Raw genomic sequence first — 16,006 nt, 5'->3', positions numbered from 1 at the left:
CGAGGGCGCTCATAAGTTATTGTGTGTGCTTCATGATATCATCATCGGTTACTTTTTCATCAAGTGAAGATCAAGCAATAATGGTGGGCACCTCCGGCAACTCCCGTTGTCGGTGTGTGAGTTATTGATTCTTTAAATTTGCGAGCATAGCTCGTTTTGTCGATAGCCACCCTTCGGGCTGGAAAGACTTTCTGCGCAGGGCTTCGTTGTTCTTCGCTCACGGATATGAATCCGTTCAATCATCACGCCTTGCCTTGCTTGAAATTCTTTCCAGCACCACCAACGCTAGTTGCCGGAGGTGCCCTGGTAAAAGAAGGCCTATCAAAGATAGCGGTCGCTGGGAGTTTAGACCGAAAGCTTGCATTGGAGTAATCTGGATTGAGTGATCAAGCTGACATGTGAGAAATAGTAATCAAGAGCGGTGGGTCAACCGTGGTGTTGGACTGTGTATTCTTGTTGCGAGAAGCATAATTCAAGATGTGAGCCGCGCGGACAATTTAACGATATGGTGAGCTGTATGAGGATTGATATAGTTGATGGGCACTTGCCTCTTGACGCTTCACTGCGCCCGTCTATCCACTAGCATTCCAGAGTGGGCTAGACGGCTAATTGAGGGAATCTATGTGATAATATTAATCAGTCAGCGACTGAGTACCAATAAAGGCTGGCAGTTGTTTGTCCTCTGTGTTCTCTTTTCGGCTCATCCACTTGTGAACCGAAAAGAAGGTGAGAGCTCTGAGTCTAGGCGCGTGCATAGGTTCGGCGCTAGGCAAATGAGTTGTGAAACCTTATAGTATATAGGAAATGGAGACGACGATTGGAATAATTGCTGGGAATGGAATTTATCCAGAGACATTTATTGCTGCGGCGCGGAAGAAAGTGCCTGGGGTAAAGCTTGTGGTTGCAGGGTTTCATAGCGAAACAAAGGAGGAGGTTGCAGGTCTTGTGGAGGCGATGGAGTGGTTTCGTGTAGGGCAGCTCGGGGGAGTGATTAAGTTTTTCCGAAAGCAAGGGGTGAGTCAGGCAATTATGGTCGGGCAGATTGCACCGCGTAACCTTTTTGATCTAAGGCCTGATATGCGCACCCTAGTAATGCTAGCAAAAGTCAAAGAACGCAATGCTGAGACCTTATTTGGCGCCGTTGCTGATGAGTTGCAGAAAGATGGTATTGAGCTGATGGATGCCACGACTCACCTTGAGGAATTATTGCCAAGTGTGGGGCATGTCTGTGGCCCAAAGCTCAAGAAGCGTGCGATTGAGGATGCTGAATTTGGTTTCCGTACTGCCAAGGAGATCAGTCGAATGGATATTGGTCAAAGTGTGGTGGTGCGTCATGGTACGGTGTTAGCTGTCGAGGCCTTTGAAGGGACAAATGCTTGTATCAAACGTGGTGGTGAACTTGGACGCGGAAAGAGCTGCACTCTGGCCAAGGTGTCTAAGCCTAAGCAAGATTTTAGGTTTGATGTGCCTTGTCTCGGGGCGCTCACCATTGAAGCTTGTCGTGAGGCGGGGGTGGCTGTGATTGCCTGTGAGGCGGAAAAGACTCTGCTGCTGGGGCGCAAAGATGTGGAGCGTCTTTGTGACGAGCACCAAATCACCATTTATGCTCTAGAAGTATAGCGGTGGCTCATCATTTGTCAGTGATGCCTAGCTAACGCCTTGCCAGATCTGTGGTGGTAGCATAAAAGCGACGCATGAGAATCAAGGCAGGTGTAGCGGGCACAGGATCAATGGGGCGTAACCACGCCCGAGTGTATTCACTTTTAGAGAATGTGGAATTAACAGCGATTTATGATCAAGATGTTGAGCGTGCGAGAGCCGTTGCTGATGAATTTGGTGGTGTTGCAGTTTCTTCGCTAGAGCAACTAGCTGAGCTTAGCCAGGCGGTTAGTGTGGCAGTCCCAACAGTGGTGCACCGTGAGGTCGGCTGTAAGCTTATGGAATTGGGCTGTGATATTCTCATGGAAAAGCCGATTGCCAACAGCCTAGATGATGCGCGAGCATTGATCGAGACCTCCCATGCTAAGGATCGAATTCTGCAGATTGGTCATATCGAGCGATTCAACCCTGTGATGCGCTCGCTTGAGGAGCGTCTGACTGAGCCAAAATTTATCGAGGCGCACCGCCTCTCGCCGTTCCCTAATCGCAGCATGGATATTGGTGTGGTTCTGGATGTGATGATTCACGATCTAGAAATTATTCTCCACCTCGTCAAAAGCCCAGTTGCGAGCATTGATGCTGTGGGGGTCAATGTGCTGACTCACCGTGAAGACATCGCGAATGCACGTATTCGATTTGAAAATGGCTGTGTTGCCAATGTGACGGCTAGCCGTATTTCTCCAGAGAGAATGCGTAAGTTACGTGTGTTCCAGGGGGATTGCTACCTCTCGCTCGACTACCAAGAACAAAGTGGCGAGATGTACTGGAAAGAAGGCATGGCAATTAAGAAGAGTGAAGTGGAAATCGAGAAAGATGAGCCGTTGAAGCTGGAATTAGCGCACTTTATTGATTGTGTGTCCAAGGGGGAAACTCCAGCGGTGACTGGTACCCATGGAGCAGCCGCTCTGGATGTTGCGCTAGAGATTACCAATAAAATAGCTCAGTCACATTAGTCTAGATTCTGTTGCCATCTCCTAGGATTACTCCTATATTTTATATCTGTGGATAAAGTAGAAATACCGCGTAAAGCGATCTATCGTCTCTCTCTCTATAGTCGTTGTTTGAGACGACTGAGCGAAAAGGGGATTGAGACTATCAGCTCGTCGGCACTTGCGTCTGCTGCTGGCGTGAAGCCTGCGCAGCTACGCAAAGATATTGGATATTTTGGGCAATTTGGCACTCGCGGGCTAGGTTACCCTGTTGATGTGTTGCTTGGGGCATTCCGTGAAGTTCTCGGGCGAGCTACCCTTCAACCAGTTATTTTGGTCGGCGCTGGTAACTTAGGGCGCGCTTTGCTGCGCTATGAAGGTTTCCTAAAGGAAGGTTTCGATGTCTTGGCTGCCTTTGATAAATATCCCGAGAGCATTGATACTGCCCGTGTGCCAGTGCCTGTGCACCCAGATAGTGAGCTGACAGAATTCATCAAAGCGAACAAGGTGCGGATGGCTATTCTCTGTGTTCCCGCAGAGTTTGGGCAAGAGGTAGCAAACACGCTTGTAGAGGCTGGTGTGCAGGGGATTTTGAATTTCTCCCCAACGATTCTACAGACTCCAGAATATGTGGTTGTTACCCGTGTTGATTTGGCGATGGAGTTGGAGAACTTGAGTTTCTTTATCGATCAATAGAGATTGGGTGTGCTCGATTGTTTTCACGAAATCAGGCTTGCAGCCTATTACTTATGAGGCATGGTTCGAGATCTTATGATAATCATCGAAAAAGCAAGTGAGGAATACTCAGTCATTGAAGAGCTTCTTGGAGAGCACCCAGACAGCACGCAGCTTGAAATAGTTGGCGGAATTGACTGCGACGATGAAGATATTGATGCGCAGCGTGAAGCTGGTGAAGAGGACCCCATGGCTACAATCGAACTGATTGCGCATTGGAACCCAAACACTAAAGAGGGTATACTCGATTGGTACTTTGCTCGTGAGAGCACAATTGGCGAGGAGGAGCCAACGATCGAGCACGGGGGACCATTGCTTGCCTTCCGCTACGCTACTGATGAGCCAGATCTTGATGCTCTTTTAGAGGATGCTGTTCCAGCGCTCAATGATGCTGTTGAGTGGGCTGAATTCGCGCTCAATGAGGAGGAAGATTAGGTGTGGTAATTTATTTAGAACTATTAAATTGCTCTCGTTGCCAATTTGTGGTGACTTCCCAGTAGTTATGGCAAATGCAACGAATGTTCTCGCGAGTGGGATCGAAATCACAGGTTCGATCAAGTTTTCTAACGATATGATCATCGACGGTAAGATCGATGGAGAAATTACTTCTGAAAAGGGTAAGGTTACTATTGGAGAGAACGCAAGAATCAAGGGCGATATCAAAGCTGGTGAAGTGAAACTTTACGGAAAAGTAGACGGCACTATCAAATCTGAGCGTTGCGAGCTAAAGTCTAGCTCAGAGCTCAAAGGTGACATTACAACGAAGATGCTCAGCACTGAAGAAGGTGCAGTACTTTGTGGACGCACTGACATCGGTGGATAGTTCCTCCGAATGACCAAATTTCAAGAACGTCGCTAACATTTTTTTGCTAGCGACGTTTTTTGTATCCAGATGAGCACGCCGAGAAAATACACAGCATCGATTATCGTTCCTGTGTTTGGGGAGATCCCATTGCACCCCAAAGTTATTTTCGATGAGCTTATGCAAACGGATGGTCCTCTTTGGGCTCAGTTTTTCAAATATGGGGTTTGTGGAGTTCTCTCGTCACTAGTGCTGGTGATGGTGGTGGCTATGTTCCACTGGTATGCACCAGAATACATGTCGGATGATTTGTTGCCCGATGAGCGCAAGAATCATCTACGAGTTGCGCTATTCACAGCTTTTGTTCCAGCTAATCTTTTCGCGTATTTCACCAATCGCTGGTTGGTGTTTAGCTCAGGAAAGTTCGGATTCTGGGCTGAGATGGGGGTGTTTACCTTTATTTCCGTGATCAGCTTCTTTGGTGGTGAGTTGGGGAAGAACTGGATGATTGACTGCGGTTATCCTAATTGGCTTGCAGCTGGTGCATTTGCTGTTAGTTCGGCACTAGTCAACTTTGTTGCCAGAAAATTCTTGGTATTTTCACAATAATTGAGTGAAAGGATGCCTTCAAGTTTACTGCTTCCCCAAATCCACATATTTTATGATTCCTTCAGATACTAATAAGCCACTCACTGTGGTCATCCCAGCCTACAACGAAGAAGCTACTGTGGCTCAGGTTATTGATGCAGTTCTTGCTGTTTCATTGGTCGGTGAGGTGATTGTCGTGGATGACTGCTCGTGCGACCGCACTTCTAACATCGTTCAGGCGATTGCAGATACTAACAATAAGGTTCGCTTGCTGCGGCACGAGGTGAACCGTGGGAAGGGTGCAGCTTTACGCACTGGTTTCCAAGGGGCTACTTTGCCGTTTGTGATCGTGCAGGATGCAGACCTGGAATATGACCCCAATGAATTCCCGTTGGTTGTGCAACCATTGATTGATGGAGATTGTGATGTTTGTTATGGTTCGCGTTACTTACGTGACAATCCACGTCGAGTACTCCGATTCTGGCACACAATGGGCAACCGTTTTCTTACCACATTGTCAAACATGGTGACCGACCTCTATGTGACTGACATGGAGACTTGCTATAAAGCGTTTCGCCGCGAAGTTATCCAGAATATTGCGATTGAAGAAAACCGTTTTGGGTTTGAGCCTGAGGTGACAGCTAAGATAGCGCGTCGCAAATTGCGCGTGATGGAGGTTGCTGTGTCATATTATCCGAGATCCTTCGATGAAGGGAAGCACATCGGTTGGAAAGATGGGGTGCGTGCCATTTACTGTATATTCAAATATGGGCTTTTGAGGCGCAATGAGAACCCGATGGTGATTAAATCTGGCTCGGATGACGAGTAGTTCATTTCATCAGTAGAACAAGGCACAGATGACCCCCCTCACAAAGCAAGAACGTTGGCTCATGTGGTTGAGCACCCTAGTGGGTGTGGCATGGATACTTTACCGTCTGCTAGCAAGCACTGGCTGGGGGCTAGATGATGAAATTAGCCATTACCTATTCTCGAAAAGTGTCTGGGAGAATTCCGATCAACTTTTCAACCACTGGACGCGGCCTGGTCGCAATTTACTCCATTGTCTAGCGGCGCCATTTGGTTTCACAGCCACGCGTATCTTTACCTTAGCTCTGGCTATGTTGTCGGTGGGGGTGACCTTCAAGGTGGGACGTATTTTAAATGTGCGCGCGTTGTGGGCTGTGCCGATGATGCTGATCTTCCAGTCCTGGTTCCCTGAGTTGAGTTACCCAGTTCTGACGCAGACTCCATTGATGTTGTTTTGGATTTTGGGTGTTTGGTTGGCGCTCACCAAGCGTTTGCATCTGGCTGGATTTTGTTTTGGGTACTTATCGCTCATTAGGCATGAGGGGATTCTTCTTACAGCAGCTTGGGGTCTATGGTTGACCTTTAGTGATGGTGGATTTGGGCGACAGTGTGTGTTGGTTGTTAAGGGGGATGCGGAGGTTAAGACGCTGGTGCCGAAAATTGGGCGCGATGCGCTGTATGGCCTAGGCACAGTTTCCGCGATCCTATTGTATAATTTGGCAGCCTACTTGCTCAATGACTCATTCCCATTTTCGGTCTATTTCGAATCTGAGCCAACGACGATGTATGGTAGCGGCACGATTTACCATTATTTTCCACTGCTAGCGCAAGGGGTTGGAGCGGTATCATTGCTGCTGTTTATTGTGGGTTTTTACAATATCCGCAAAAGGCTCGGTGCTTGGAGTATTCTTCTTGTGACTTATCCGGTATATTTTATCATACACTCGTTGATTTTTTGGAAAGGGGCATTTGCCTCAGGTGGGTACTACCACTTCATCATGCCTATGGCGCCCTTTGTTGCACTTATTTCGGCCGAGGGTTTGTCTCTGATCTATGGTAACGACAGGGCGTTATGGCGTAAAATTTCGGTGGCAGCTCTATCTGGTTTGGTTGTGTTTCAAGGGCTTAATATGGCTCACCATCAAGTTTGTTATCAGAATTGGGCTGGTATTCAGCATGGCGATGCGCAGACAGATTTCGGACTCATAGCGAAACCAATGAGAAAAGGAGAGCTGAATGATAAAATCACTGAAGCCTCAGAATGGGCATTAAATCATTACCCAAAGGGGACTGTAATCATAGCAAAGCATGTGACGCACAATTTTACTCAGGAGTATTTGATGACAAAAGAGCGTGAGAAAATAGAAAACGCGCCTCTTCATAGAATGTCAGTGGGTACCGTTTTCCTTTGGGACCGGCTCTACTGCGATCATGAAAATCGTATCAAATATAGCTCGTTCCATGAGAGCCAAGATTGGAAAGAGGTCAAAAGCTGGAAGCTAGATTACCCTGGTGATGGAGAGCTAGCGAGGGATCAATACGCTGTGATTATTTTCGAAAAGGTTAGCGCGATCGATAAGCTTGACAAGGAATATTCTGAGTTGGGTGAATCCGATAAATACGATAAGGCCTACGATTAGTAGGTTGTTTGATCTCGATTCTGAAGGTTATGTGTGTTATGGTAATCAATAAAAGTCAACGATATGCACATGAATACACTCTATGAAATTCAGGAGGCGTGGTCACATGCTGACCGAAATAAGATCGCAGCAATTCTCAGCGTTATCCCTGGCTGTGGACACTTATACAAACATCACTATGTGTCCGGGTTAGGGATTCTCATTGGAGGAAATCTGCTGATGTTATTTATCACGGCGTGGCTCTCACTTGCTACCTTTGGGTTGGCGCTGCTAGTCATACCGCTGATGTATATGGCGGCAATTGCTGCTAGTGCTTACCATCTAGAAGATTTTCACGGTAAGCACCACATTCTCCACCCGTGGAGAGAGAAAGATCACTAACTCGGTTCCATTTCCTTCGAACTATTCTCAAAGCGCATTAGCTCTTTGATGAATGTTAGTGGGATTGAGCCCGTAGGCCCATTACGGTTTTTGGCCAAGTTGAGTTCAGCCTCACCATCTTTTTCATCACGCTCTTCTTGGCTGTCTGCGTAGTAAGCGGTACGGAAGAGGAGTCCCACCATGTCGGCGTCCTGCTCAATAGATCCAGATTCACGGAGATCCGACATGCGTGGTGAACCACCAGTACGGCTTTCTGGACCACGGTTGAGCTGCGCTAGTACGATGATAGGGATGCTGAGTTCTTTAGCTAGAGCTTTCAGCCCTGATGAGATTTCTGCAATCTCACGTTCACGGGAGCTCTGTGCTTGTTTCGAGGTAGAGCGCATGAGTTGGAGGTAATCAATCGCAATGATTTGGATATCTTCTTCCTTCTTCTTGCGTCGTGCTTTGGCCCGCAATTCCGAGATTGAGATGCCGGCAGTGTCATCGATGAATAGTTTTGACTCTGCAATTTCAGTGGCGGCATTCTTAATTTTCACCAATTCAGCCTTGGTGGGAATGAATCCATTACGAAGGTTGGTGATGGCGTAGCGAGCGCGGGCAAAGAGTAGGCGTTGGACAATTTGCTCAGAGGTCATCTCGCAGGAGAAGAACATGGATGGCATCTTTGCATCTAGGCAAACGTGCTCGAGGATGTTCATTACAAAGGACGTCTTACCCATTGAAGGTCTGGCAGCGATGACGAACATCTCACCAGCCTTCAAGCCATTACACATGGTATCGAGTTGGCTGTAGCCAGACTTGAGGCCCATTGGGGCACCACCACCGGCGAGGAATTTCTCAAAGCTCTCGATGACCTTTCGGACGTCTTCTTTGACTGTTGGTGCTTGCTCAATGTCAGCGCCTTCTCGGATGGCAAAAATCTTTTGCTCCACTTCATCGAGTAGTCCCGCGACCTCCTCTTGATCTTCAAAGGAGCGGGTGATTGCCTCTGTACAGGATGAGATAATATTTCGAAGGATGTATTTATCCTTAACGATGGTCAGGTGGTGGTCGAAATGCGCGGCAGTTGGTGCGTATGTGTAAATCTCGGTCAAGGCCGATGGACCACCAATGCTTTCGAGGACTCCTCGGTCCATCAGGGTCTGCGTCAGTGAGACGAGCTCGACCGCATTACTCCCTTCGGACAGATCTTTAATCACTCGGTGGAGCGTCTGGTGTGAAGGGTGGTAAAAATGCTCGGGAGTGAGTCCTAATTCTTCCGAGCGCATGACATATTCGGAAGGGTCCTGAAGCATGGAGGAAAGCAAGGATTTCTCCGGACCTAGGGCATTCGGGAGTGAGCGCTGGGCAAATTCTTCCTCGGCGATAGCCTCAGGTCCTTTTTGTAGTTCAGGTCCGTCTTTTGGAGTAAATTTGTTAGTTGCTTGCGTCGCCATGTGGATCGCAATGTGAGTTGAATATTTAGCAGATGCAATCAGTAATTAGCCTCAAATTTGAGGTGTGTTTATTTTACATGGAATTTCTTTTCGGTGGGTTGACGGATGATGATTCTCACTCTAGTTCTTGTGCGTACTATTACATGGAATCTATTTCTCAAAGCACCTTTGCTTATTTCTTTCTGAGCCTACTTATCGAGGGAGCGCCCTTTATTTTGCTGGGCACAATGGTAAGTGGCTTCATTGATGTCTATATGCCTTCTGGAGCATTTGAGCGTTTTTTACCAAAGCGGAAAGTTCCAGCAGTGCTACTCTGCGGCTTACTGGGTATCATAATTCCGGTGTGTGAGTGCGCTGTAGTGCCTGTTATTCGTAGGCTTGTGGCAAAGGGGTTGCCGGTTTCATGCGCCTTCACTTATATGCTCGCCGCTCCCATTGTTAATCCCATCACGATTCTAAGTACATGGAGTGCATTCAATGAGCAGCAGGCGCTCTACATCACTATGTCCCGTATCGGTATCGGGTATTTAATAGCCGTGGTTGTTGGTCTGGTCTTGATGTTAGTCCCTGTAGAAAAGGTGATACGTAAGACTCTGCTGGCGACAGTGAAAAGCTCTAGGTCATCAAAAGATTCTTGTGCGAATTATCATCACGAGCAGAGTGATCAGTGTTGCTCGTCGCACCACGATGGGGATGCTTCTCATTCTTGCTCGCATTCGCATTCATCTAACGGTAGCGAGTCATCGCATCGGGTTGTTGCTGCGATGCGGTCGGGCATGAAGGACTTCGTCGATGTTGCTGTCTATTTCACGATTGGTGTGTGTTTGACGGCGATGTTCAATATTCTGCAGGTGGATTATCACGATAGCATTTCTATCTACGCATCAGACTCATTTAAGGGAACAGCGATGTTGATGGTGTTGGCTTTTGTGTTGAGTGTTTGTAGCACATCGGACGCATTTCTTGCTGCCTCTCTTGGCTCGTTTAACTACGCTGCAAAAATGGCATTCATGGTTTTTGGTCCCATGCTCGACGTGAAGTTGATTTTCCTATATCAGACGGTGATGCGCGGGAAGTTCTTGTTTCTGTTCAGTGTGTTCCTATTTGTTGCAGTATTGGGAACCTGTATAGCGTGGGCAGAGTGGGAGGTCCTAATGTTGTGGTGTCAGGATGTTAGCCATCAATTATCAATCCAAGGAAAGGAGGTGCTTTAAATGTTATGGAAATATCTACAACGCGCGTTATTTTCGTGCTGCGTTCTCACTTGGGGTGGGGTGATGCTCTATTTTTACCAGAGCGAACATTTAGATGCTTATCTGGCTCCGAATTTTCAGCTCACTGTACTTATCGGTGGACTGGCTTGTCTGGTTGTTGGTTTATTCAACCTGATTAACTTTAGGGTTCAGACTGATTGTCACCACGGAGGGGATTGTGGGCATGATCACGAGGGATCGGATCTCAATCCAGTAGTCGCGCTGGTGATCATCTTGTTCCCTCTAATTTTCTCACTCGTTAAAACTGAGCATAAGCTGGATGACGTCCATCTAGAAAAGAAGTCGGCTCAAGATCTAGATCCAGCATCCATGCGTTTCCTAGCTGACCTCCCACCATTCACTAAGGAAACATTGGATACTACCAGGCAGAAAACTACTGATGGGTATTACGAGATGAATTTGCTTGAGCTCTTTTACTCAGCTGGTGACTCTGAGTTAGAGCGGGTTTTTACTGGTCTAAAATTTGAGACTGAAGCGATGCTGAGGTCAGAGCCTAACCGGAATCCTAATGGTGACCGCATGCGCCTCTACCGGATGTTTATTACTTGTTGTGCTGCGGATATGAAGGCAATCCCAATGTCTGTTGAGTTTGATGGCGAGTTGCCTGATTTTGAGTCAAATGCTTGGGTGAAAGTAGGAGGTGAAATGCGCTACGAGCATATTGAGGGTGTTACTTATCCAGTGATGAAGGTGAAGCGAATCGAGCCAATTCCGGCGCCAGAAGGTGGTGACATCTATAAATAAAAAAGCCACCCAGGAGTGAGTGGCTTTAAGTAAGTTGATTGGGCTGAGCTTCCGGTATTCCTAGTTTTTGAATTCTGGGATGCGGAATATTTTGGCTGTTGAGGGGATTGGTTTGCCAGCTTTGTCTTTTTTTGCAGTGGAAGGGTCTCTTGAGAGATGGCCAGGCTTCATGCCTTTCACATCGATCACATTGTAAGGTCTGTAGGGGCTGATGACCTGGTTCTTGCTCGTTTTGTATTGGAAGGCGGAAGGGTAGTTCTTGTCAGCAATCACTGGGTTCAAGTCGCTATCCGTCGGACTTGAGTTTGAGCAAGAAGCTAATGTGAGGAGCGATACGCTACTGAGAATAAGGTAAATTGACTTCATGATGTTGGGATTGTGTTTATTAAATTGATGTGATTGGTGCGAGTTAAAAACTCGCTAGGCTGCAAAACTCTCGCCGCATGAGCAGGTGACTTGTGCATTTGGATTGGTGACTTTAAAGCCGCCTTGTTGAAGGTCATCGGAGTAGTCTAATTCACTACCAGCTACAAAAAGCGCGCTTTTGGGGTCGATGACGACATTGACCGAGTTGCTCGGTATTAGGATGTCTCGGTCTCGCGGGCCGTCTACTAAATCCATTTTATACTGCAGCCCTGAGCAACCGCCGCCAACCACGGCAATGCGTAGAGCTCCGTCTGATCTGCCTTGTTTTTCTAGGAGTTGACATAAGTGGCTCGATGCACCTTCAAGAATTTTGATGAGCTTTTCGTTACCGACCTTGTAGTTGACTGCTGGCATGCTTTGAATATGCAGTTACTGGGTGGTTTTTGAAGCTGAAAAAACTGTTTCGACAATAAAACCCTAGCGGCTCATTCATAAATGAATAAGACCCCAGCTTGAACGCAAGAAGCTAAGTGCTTACTACGAAGTATAAATGATGTCTGATCTTTGTGATCTGCAGCCAAGCAGTCATAAATCTGCAAGTCTTGTAAACTGTGGCTGACATCTTCGAGAGAGTGTGCATCCTACTTATGTGCAACTAACATTGGAAGAAATTATTGAACTAACGGGGGGAAAGATCGTTAATGAAGGGAGAGCAGACAGCTTCAGTGGATTAGCATCACTCAAGGAAGCTGGTGTGGATGATGTGTCATTTCTAGGTAACGAGAAATATTACGCGGATTACTTAGCGACAGCCGCAGGACTTGTTTTAGTGCCGACAATTGTGGAGAGGTTTCCAAAAGGCTCTGTGGCCATTGAGGTTGAAAACCCTAGTTACGCTTTCGGACTGATTGTCAAAAAGTTGGCTTCGAAACAAAGAGTATTTAAACCCGGTGTTCATCCTGCGGCTTGGGTTGCGAATGACGTAGTATTTAATGCTGATAAAGTTTCGATTAAGGCTGGTGCAGTTGTCGAGAGTGGCTCTCGTATTGGTGATGGCACCGAAATCAACAGTAATGTATCTCTTGGAGAAGGTGTGATTATAGGGGAGAATTGTGTCCTACACTCAAATGTTGTCGTGCGTGAATTTTGTGAGCTAGGGGATCGTGTTATTCTGCAGCCTAGTTGTGTGATTGGCTCTGATGGGTATGGTTACGAATTGGTTGATGGCCGCCATACGAAGGTGGATCAAGTGGGTATCGTCGTGCTTGAGGATGATGTTGAAATTGGATCGAGTACTACCATTGATCGTGCGCGCTTTGGTAAAACAACTATTGGCGAGGGAACCAAGATCGATAATCAGGTGCAAGTTGCTCACAATGTCATAATTGGTAAGCACTGCCTGGTGGTGGCGCAGACAGGTTTAGCTGGTAGCTGTGAACTCGGGGATTATGTGACTATTGCTGCTCAGGCTGGAGTGGCTGGACACATAAAAGTGGGCGATCAAGCAGTTTTATTGGGCCGCACGGGTGCAGCCAAAAATCTTGAAGGCGGTAAAATGTACATGGGTATGCCTGCTAGACCACTAAAGGAGGAGCAAAAGAAGTTGGCATCCTTGGCACGCTTACCAAAGTTACTTAAGGACTTTAAGGATCTAAAAAAGAGTTTGAGCGAGGCTGATTAATCAGCAGCGTTAGTCTTGTCGTGTGAGCTCCACGAAGACCTCTTCCAATGTGGATTTATGTCGGTGCAATGAGCGCACCGGCCAACCATATTGATTAGCAAGTCGAGCCACTTTCTCTCGTGAGTCAGTTCCTGAATCGCAGAGTATCGTGAAGTTTAACCAATCGGAGGCTGTTGGGTTGGCTATCACCTTTTTTACGTTATCCACGCGCTCTATGGCGGCTTGAATGATGGCTGCGTCACCGCTGACTTCTAGCTCGATATGCCCAGCTGTGCGCATATTACGAATGAGGTTTTCAGGAGTGTCTGCTGCTTTGATTTGACCTGAATCCACAATCACTACGTGATCAGCGATCATTTCTACTTCGCTGAGTATGTGAGTGGAGACGAGGATAGTGTGCTTCTCACCGAGTCGTTTGATGAGCTTACGGATCGACCTAATTTGATTCGGATCCAAACCGTTTGTTGGCTCATCTAATATAAGCAATGGAGGCTGGTTTACAAGTGCATCAGCAAGTCCCACGCGTTGGCGGTATCCTTTAGAAAGAGTTTTGATCATCCTGCGTCGCATGTGCTGCAGACCACACATCTCGAGAGCTTCACCAATATGGTTCCGAGCGTCACGACCACGAAGTCCTTTGAGGTGTGCGCGAAAACTTAAATATTCCTTAACTCTAACATCGTCATAGAGCGGGACGTTCTCAGGCATGTAACCTATGGAGCGTCGTGCTTGGATAGAGTCTTTGAATACATCGAAGCCGTTGATTTTAGCTTTTCCGGAACTGGGGGGAAGGAAGCCAGTAAGCATTCTTAAGGTAGTGGTTTTGCCGGCTCCGTTTGGCCCGAGGAAGCCAACAACCTGCCCATTACCGACTTCAAAGCTTAAATTATTTACTGCGGTAAAACGGCCGTAGCGCTTTGTGAGGTTTTGAACTTCGATCATAATGAGGCGAATTAATAGAGATAATGAATAAATCGTCAAATTTGCGACGAAAATATCAGATGCGCGATTGACTCTTGCGTGTTGGACTTCTAAGTAAAGTCATCTTCCGTGATGACCAAGCATTAAATGCTGCACACGGACAAGTTTACAGCCCATATATCCACCAAAATGAAATCATCTGTCTCTGCCCGACTCAATGCAGACCTACTTGACCAGAAATATGAACAGTGGTGCGACGACCCGCGCACTGTTGAGGAAAACTGGTCATCGTTTTTTGAAGGCTTCGAGCTAGGCTCGGCCCAAGTGAAAGAAAAAGGTGGGGCTGGTGTAGCTAAGACTGGTGCGGCAGCAGTGCCAGCAGATAGCCCATCAGCGGATGAACATAATTTAAATTTTCGTGGTAAGTGCGTTAGCTTGGTTTATAACTACCGTACGCTTGGTCACACGCAGGCTCAGATTAACCCACTACACGACGAAGTCCGACGTAATCCGCGTCTTGAATTGAGCCAGTTTGGAATTACTGAAGCCGACCTCCAGCTTGAAGCGTCCACGCAGTTTTTCCGTTCAGGCAAGAAGATGAAGCTTGGCGAGATGATTCAGGCGCTAGAAGAATGTTATTCTAGTAAGATCGGCTTCGAGTTCATGCACATTCACAACACTGATGTGCGCAACTGGATCCGCCGTAAGATTGAGCACCGTTTTGAAGAACGCCACTCACAGAGTCATTCATATGAGAAAATTCTCGGATGGATTCTTGAGTCCGAGTTGTTTGAGTCATTCATTGGCAAGAAATTCCTCGGTGAGAAGCGTTTCTCACTTGAGGGTGGAGAGGGGCTCATGGTTCTTCTCAATACTATCCTTGAGAAGTGTCCTGCAAGCTCGGTGAAAGAAATTGAACTTGGCATGGCTCACCGTGGTCGTCTCAACGTCCTTCGTAATTTCCTGCAGAAGTCACTCACAACTCTTCTTTACGAGTTTACTCCAGATTACGTTCCTGCAATCGTTGCTGGTGATGGTGATGTTAAGTACCACCTCGGTTATGAAAAGGTGCGCAAGCTTGATGACGGTGAAGTTCGCCTCAGTCTAGCAGCAAACCCATCCCACCTCGAAGCTGTTAACGCAGTTACAGAAGGCAAGGCTCGCGCCCGTCAGAGAATTATTGGTGATGATGGTGTGCAGACCGACCGTAAGCAGGTTCTGCCAATTCTCATCCACGGTGATGCAGCATTTGCTGGACAGGGTTCAGTTGCGGAGGTTCTCAACCTCTCACAGCTTCCTGGTTACCGCACTGGTGGTACTATCCACCTCATCGTGAATAATCAAATCGGTTTCACTACGATGCCTGAAGATGCTCGCTCGTCTGCTTACGCTACTGATGTGGCAAAGATGATCGAAGCTCCAATCCTTCACGTAAATGGCGAAGATCCACAGGAGCTCGTTTGGGCGGCACTCTTCGCTCTCGAATTCCGCCAGAAGTTTGGTCGTGATATCGTGATCGATATGTATTGTTACCGTCGCCAAGGTCACAACGAGACTGATCAGGCCGCATTCACAGCTCCACACATTTACGGCAAGATTGCTAAGCGCAAGACTCTCGGTCAGTCCTACAAGGCTAAACTCGTTGCAGCAGGTGAGCTCACTCAGGCTCAAGCTGACGCAGTGCAGGAGAATATCTGGAATGGTCTTGAGGAAGGCTACCAGGTGATGCGAGCCATTGAGAAAGAAGGCGATCGCTCTAAGTTTTCCGGCTCAACAGCTGAGGCGCAAGCCCCTTACTCGCACGCACCAGTAAATACTGGTCTGAAGTTAGACACACTCAAGCACATAGGTAACACACTCACTAATGTTCCTGCTGAGTTCAATCTCCACCCAACATTGGCTAAGCGATTTGTCCCGCGTCGTGCTGAGGCACTTCAGAGTGGTGAGGGGATTGATTGGGCATTTGCAGAATCACTTGCATGGGGTGGACTTCTCATGGAAGGCCACCCAGTGCGCCTTTCTGGTCAAGATTGTCGCCGA

18 protein-coding genes are annotated in these 16,006 nt (G+C 47.4%); 13 read left to right on the top strand and 5 right to left on the bottom strand.

Going from position 1 to position 16,006, the window contains the following annotated elements:
• Positions 1-632: 632 nt before the first annotated feature.
• Entirely contained in the window at positions 633-755 is a 123-nt protein-coding gene (locus ABGY95_RS02095) for a hypothetical protein (RefSeq protein WP_347440026.1), read from the bottom strand.
• 49 nt (positions 756-804) lie between these two features.
• Here ABGY95_RS02095 and lpxI point away from each other — a divergent pair, with 49 nt between their 5' ends.
• The 9 genes from lpxI (at position 805) to ABGY95_RS02050 (ending at position 7,541) form a co-directional block, all read left to right on the top strand.
• Complete coding sequence (gene lpxI, locus ABGY95_RS02090; RefSeq protein ID WP_347440025.1) at positions 805-1,620, top strand: UDP-2,3-diacylglucosamine diphosphatase LpxI; 816 nt, start codon at positions 805-807, stop codon at positions 1,618-1,620.
• Positions 1,621-1,694: 74 nt separating this feature from the next.
• A complete protein-coding gene (locus ABGY95_RS02085; RefSeq protein ID WP_347440024.1) occupies positions 1,695-2,612 on the top strand; it encodes a Gfo/Idh/MocA family oxidoreductase in 918 nt (305 codons plus the stop codon).
• Between the two features lie 48 nt (positions 2,613-2,660).
• Positions 2,661-3,284 (top strand): redox-sensing transcriptional repressor Rex, encoded by a 624-nt coding sequence (locus ABGY95_RS02080; RefSeq protein WP_347440023.1) that lies wholly within the window; start codon positions 2,661-2,663, stop codon positions 3,282-3,284.
• A gap of 75 nt (positions 3,285-3,359) precedes the next feature.
• A complete protein-coding gene (locus ABGY95_RS02075; protein WP_347440022.1) occupies positions 3,360-3,758 on the top strand; it encodes a hypothetical protein in 399 nt (132 codons plus the stop codon).
• Between the two features lie 67 nt (positions 3,759-3,825).
• Positions 3,826-4,146 (top strand): polymer-forming cytoskeletal protein, encoded by a 321-nt coding sequence (locus tag ABGY95_RS02070; RefSeq protein ID WP_347440021.1) that lies wholly within the window; start codon positions 3,826-3,828, stop codon positions 4,144-4,146.
• Between the two features lie 69 nt (positions 4,147-4,215).
• Positions 4,216-4,734 carry a GtrA family protein gene (locus ABGY95_RS02065; RefSeq protein ID WP_347440019.1) on the top strand — a complete coding sequence of 173 codons (519 nt, stop codon included), beginning with the start codon at positions 4,216-4,218 and terminating at the stop codon, positions 4,732-4,734.
• Positions 4,735-4,786: 52 nt separating this feature from the next.
• Complete coding sequence (locus tag ABGY95_RS02060; RefSeq protein ID WP_347440018.1) at positions 4,787-5,542, top strand: glycosyltransferase family 2 protein; 756 nt, start codon at positions 4,787-4,789, stop codon at positions 5,540-5,542.
• A 28-nt stretch (positions 5,543-5,570) separates the two neighbouring features.
• Positions 5,571-7,160 carry a hypothetical protein gene (locus tag ABGY95_RS02055; protein ID WP_347440017.1) on the top strand — a complete coding sequence of 530 codons (1,590 nt, stop codon included), beginning with the start codon at positions 5,571-5,573 and terminating at the stop codon, positions 7,158-7,160.
• 69 nt (positions 7,161-7,229) lie between these two features.
• Positions 7,230-7,541: a hypothetical protein gene (locus ABGY95_RS02050; protein ID WP_347440016.1), complete on the top strand. Its 312-nt coding sequence runs from the start codon at positions 7,230-7,232 to the stop codon at positions 7,539-7,541.
• Here the strand turns inward: ABGY95_RS02050 and dnaB are convergent.
• Positions 7,538-8,980, bottom strand: coding sequence for a replicative DNA helicase (dnaB, locus tag ABGY95_RS02045; RefSeq protein ID WP_347440015.1), 1,443 nt, complete (start codon positions 8,978-8,980; stop codon positions 7,538-7,540). The two genes, ABGY95_RS02050 and dnaB, sit on opposite strands and share 4 nt — an antisense overlap.
• A gap of 77 nt (positions 8,981-9,057) precedes the next feature.
• Between dnaB and ABGY95_RS02040 the strand changes: the two genes are divergently transcribed.
• Positions 9,058-10,194, top strand: coding sequence for a permease (locus tag ABGY95_RS02040; protein ID WP_347440014.1), 1,137 nt, complete (start codon positions 9,058-9,060; stop codon positions 10,192-10,194).
• Positions 10,195-10,998 (top strand): TIGR03943 family protein, encoded by an 804-nt coding sequence (locus ABGY95_RS02035; protein WP_347440013.1) that lies wholly within the window; start codon positions 10,195-10,197, stop codon positions 10,996-10,998.
• 60 nt (positions 10,999-11,058) lie between these two features.
• Here the strand turns inward: ABGY95_RS02035 and ABGY95_RS02030 are convergent, their stop codons facing one another.
• Together ABGY95_RS02030 and ABGY95_RS02025 are read right to left on the bottom strand one after the other, a co-directional pair.
• Positions 11,059-11,364, bottom strand: a complete 306-nt coding sequence (locus tag ABGY95_RS02030) for a hypothetical protein (protein ID WP_347440012.1) — start codon at positions 11,362-11,364, stop codon at positions 11,059-11,061.
• Between the two features lie 54 nt (positions 11,365-11,418).
• Positions 11,419-11,778, bottom strand: coding sequence for an iron-sulfur cluster assembly accessory protein (locus ABGY95_RS02025; RefSeq protein WP_347440011.1), 360 nt, complete (start codon positions 11,776-11,778; stop codon positions 11,419-11,421).
• Positions 11,779-12,013: 235 nt separating this feature from the next.
• On the opposite strand from ABGY95_RS02025, the gene lpxD reads away from it, so the two are divergent.
• Positions 12,014-13,045: a UDP-3-O-(3-hydroxymyristoyl)glucosamine N-acyltransferase gene (lpxD, locus tag ABGY95_RS02020; protein ID WP_347440010.1), complete on the top strand. Its 1,032-nt coding sequence runs from the start codon at positions 12,014-12,016 to the stop codon at positions 13,043-13,045.
• A 9-nt stretch (positions 13,046-13,054) separates the two neighbouring features.
• On the opposite strand, the gene ABGY95_RS02015 is transcribed toward lpxD, so the two are convergent.
• Positions 13,055-13,987: an ABC transporter ATP-binding protein gene (locus tag ABGY95_RS02015; RefSeq protein ID WP_347440009.1), complete on the bottom strand. Its 933-nt coding sequence runs from the start codon at positions 13,985-13,987 to the stop codon at positions 13,055-13,057.
• 168 nt (positions 13,988-14,155) lie between these two features.
• Here ABGY95_RS02015 and ABGY95_RS02010 point away from each other — a divergent pair.
• On the top strand, positions 14,156-16,006 hold a 1,851-nt coding region (locus tag ABGY95_RS02010; RefSeq protein WP_347440008.1), incomplete at its 3' end, for a thiamine pyrophosphate-dependent enzyme.

Origin of the sequence: Rubritalea sp., assembly GCF_039830215.1 — a bacterium.
Lineage (GTDB): Bacteria > Verrucomicrobiota > Verrucomicrobiia > Verrucomicrobiales > Akkermansiaceae > Rubritalea.
This window is presented reverse-complemented; position numbering and strand designations above follow the sequence as displayed.

What these genes read in the sequence shown, in the direction of transcription:
- ABGY95_RS02095 (WP_347440026.1), bottom strand. Translation starts at nt 755, where the DNA reads ATGCACGCGCCTAGACTCAGAGCTCTCACCTTCTTTTCGGTTCACAAG.
- lpxI (WP_347440025.1), top strand. Translation starts at nt 805, where the DNA reads ATGGAGACGACGATTGGAATAATTGCTGGGAATGGAATTTATCCAGAG.
- ABGY95_RS02085 (WP_347440024.1), top strand. Translation starts at nt 1,695, where the DNA reads ATGAGAATCAAGGCAGGTGTAGCGGGCACAGGATCAATGGGGCGTAAC.
- ABGY95_RS02075 (WP_347440022.1), top strand. Translation starts at nt 3,360, where the DNA reads ATGATAATCATCGAAAAAGCAAGTGAGGAATACTCAGTCATTGAAGAG.
- ABGY95_RS02070 (WP_347440021.1), top strand. Translation starts at nt 3,826, where the DNA reads ATGGCAAATGCAACGAATGTTCTCGCGAGTGGGATCGAAATCACAGGT.
- ABGY95_RS02065 (WP_347440019.1), top strand. Translation starts at nt 4,216, where the DNA reads ATGAGCACGCCGAGAAAATACACAGCATCGATTATCGTTCCTGTGTTT.
- ABGY95_RS02060 (WP_347440018.1), top strand. Translation starts at nt 4,787, where the DNA reads ATGATTCCTTCAGATACTAATAAGCCACTCACTGTGGTCATCCCAGCC.
- ABGY95_RS02055 (WP_347440017.1), top strand. Translation starts at nt 5,571, where the DNA reads ATGACCCCCCTCACAAAGCAAGAACGTTGGCTCATGTGGTTGAGCACC.
- ABGY95_RS02050 (WP_347440016.1), top strand. Translation starts at nt 7,230, where the DNA reads ATGAATACACTCTATGAAATTCAGGAGGCGTGGTCACATGCTGACCGA.
- dnaB (WP_347440015.1), bottom strand. Translation starts at nt 8,980, where the DNA reads ATGGCGACGCAAGCAACTAACAAATTTACTCCAAAAGACGGACCTGAA.
- ABGY95_RS02040 (WP_347440014.1), top strand. Translation starts at nt 9,058, where the DNA reads ATGGAATTTCTTTTCGGTGGGTTGACGGATGATGATTCTCACTCTAGT.
- ABGY95_RS02035 (WP_347440013.1), top strand. Translation starts at nt 10,195, where the DNA reads ATGTTATGGAAATATCTACAACGCGCGTTATTTTCGTGCTGCGTTCTC.
- ABGY95_RS02030 (WP_347440012.1), bottom strand. Translation starts at nt 11,364, where the DNA reads ATGAAGTCAATTTACCTTATTCTCAGTAGCGTATCGCTCCTCACATTA.
- ABGY95_RS02025 (WP_347440011.1), bottom strand. Translation starts at nt 11,778, where the DNA reads ATGCCAGCAGTCAACTACAAGGTCGGTAACGAAAAGCTCATCAAAATT.
- ABGY95_RS02015 (WP_347440009.1), bottom strand. Translation starts at nt 13,987, where the DNA reads ATGATCGAAGTTCAAAACCTCACAAAGCGCTACGGCCGTTTTACCGCA.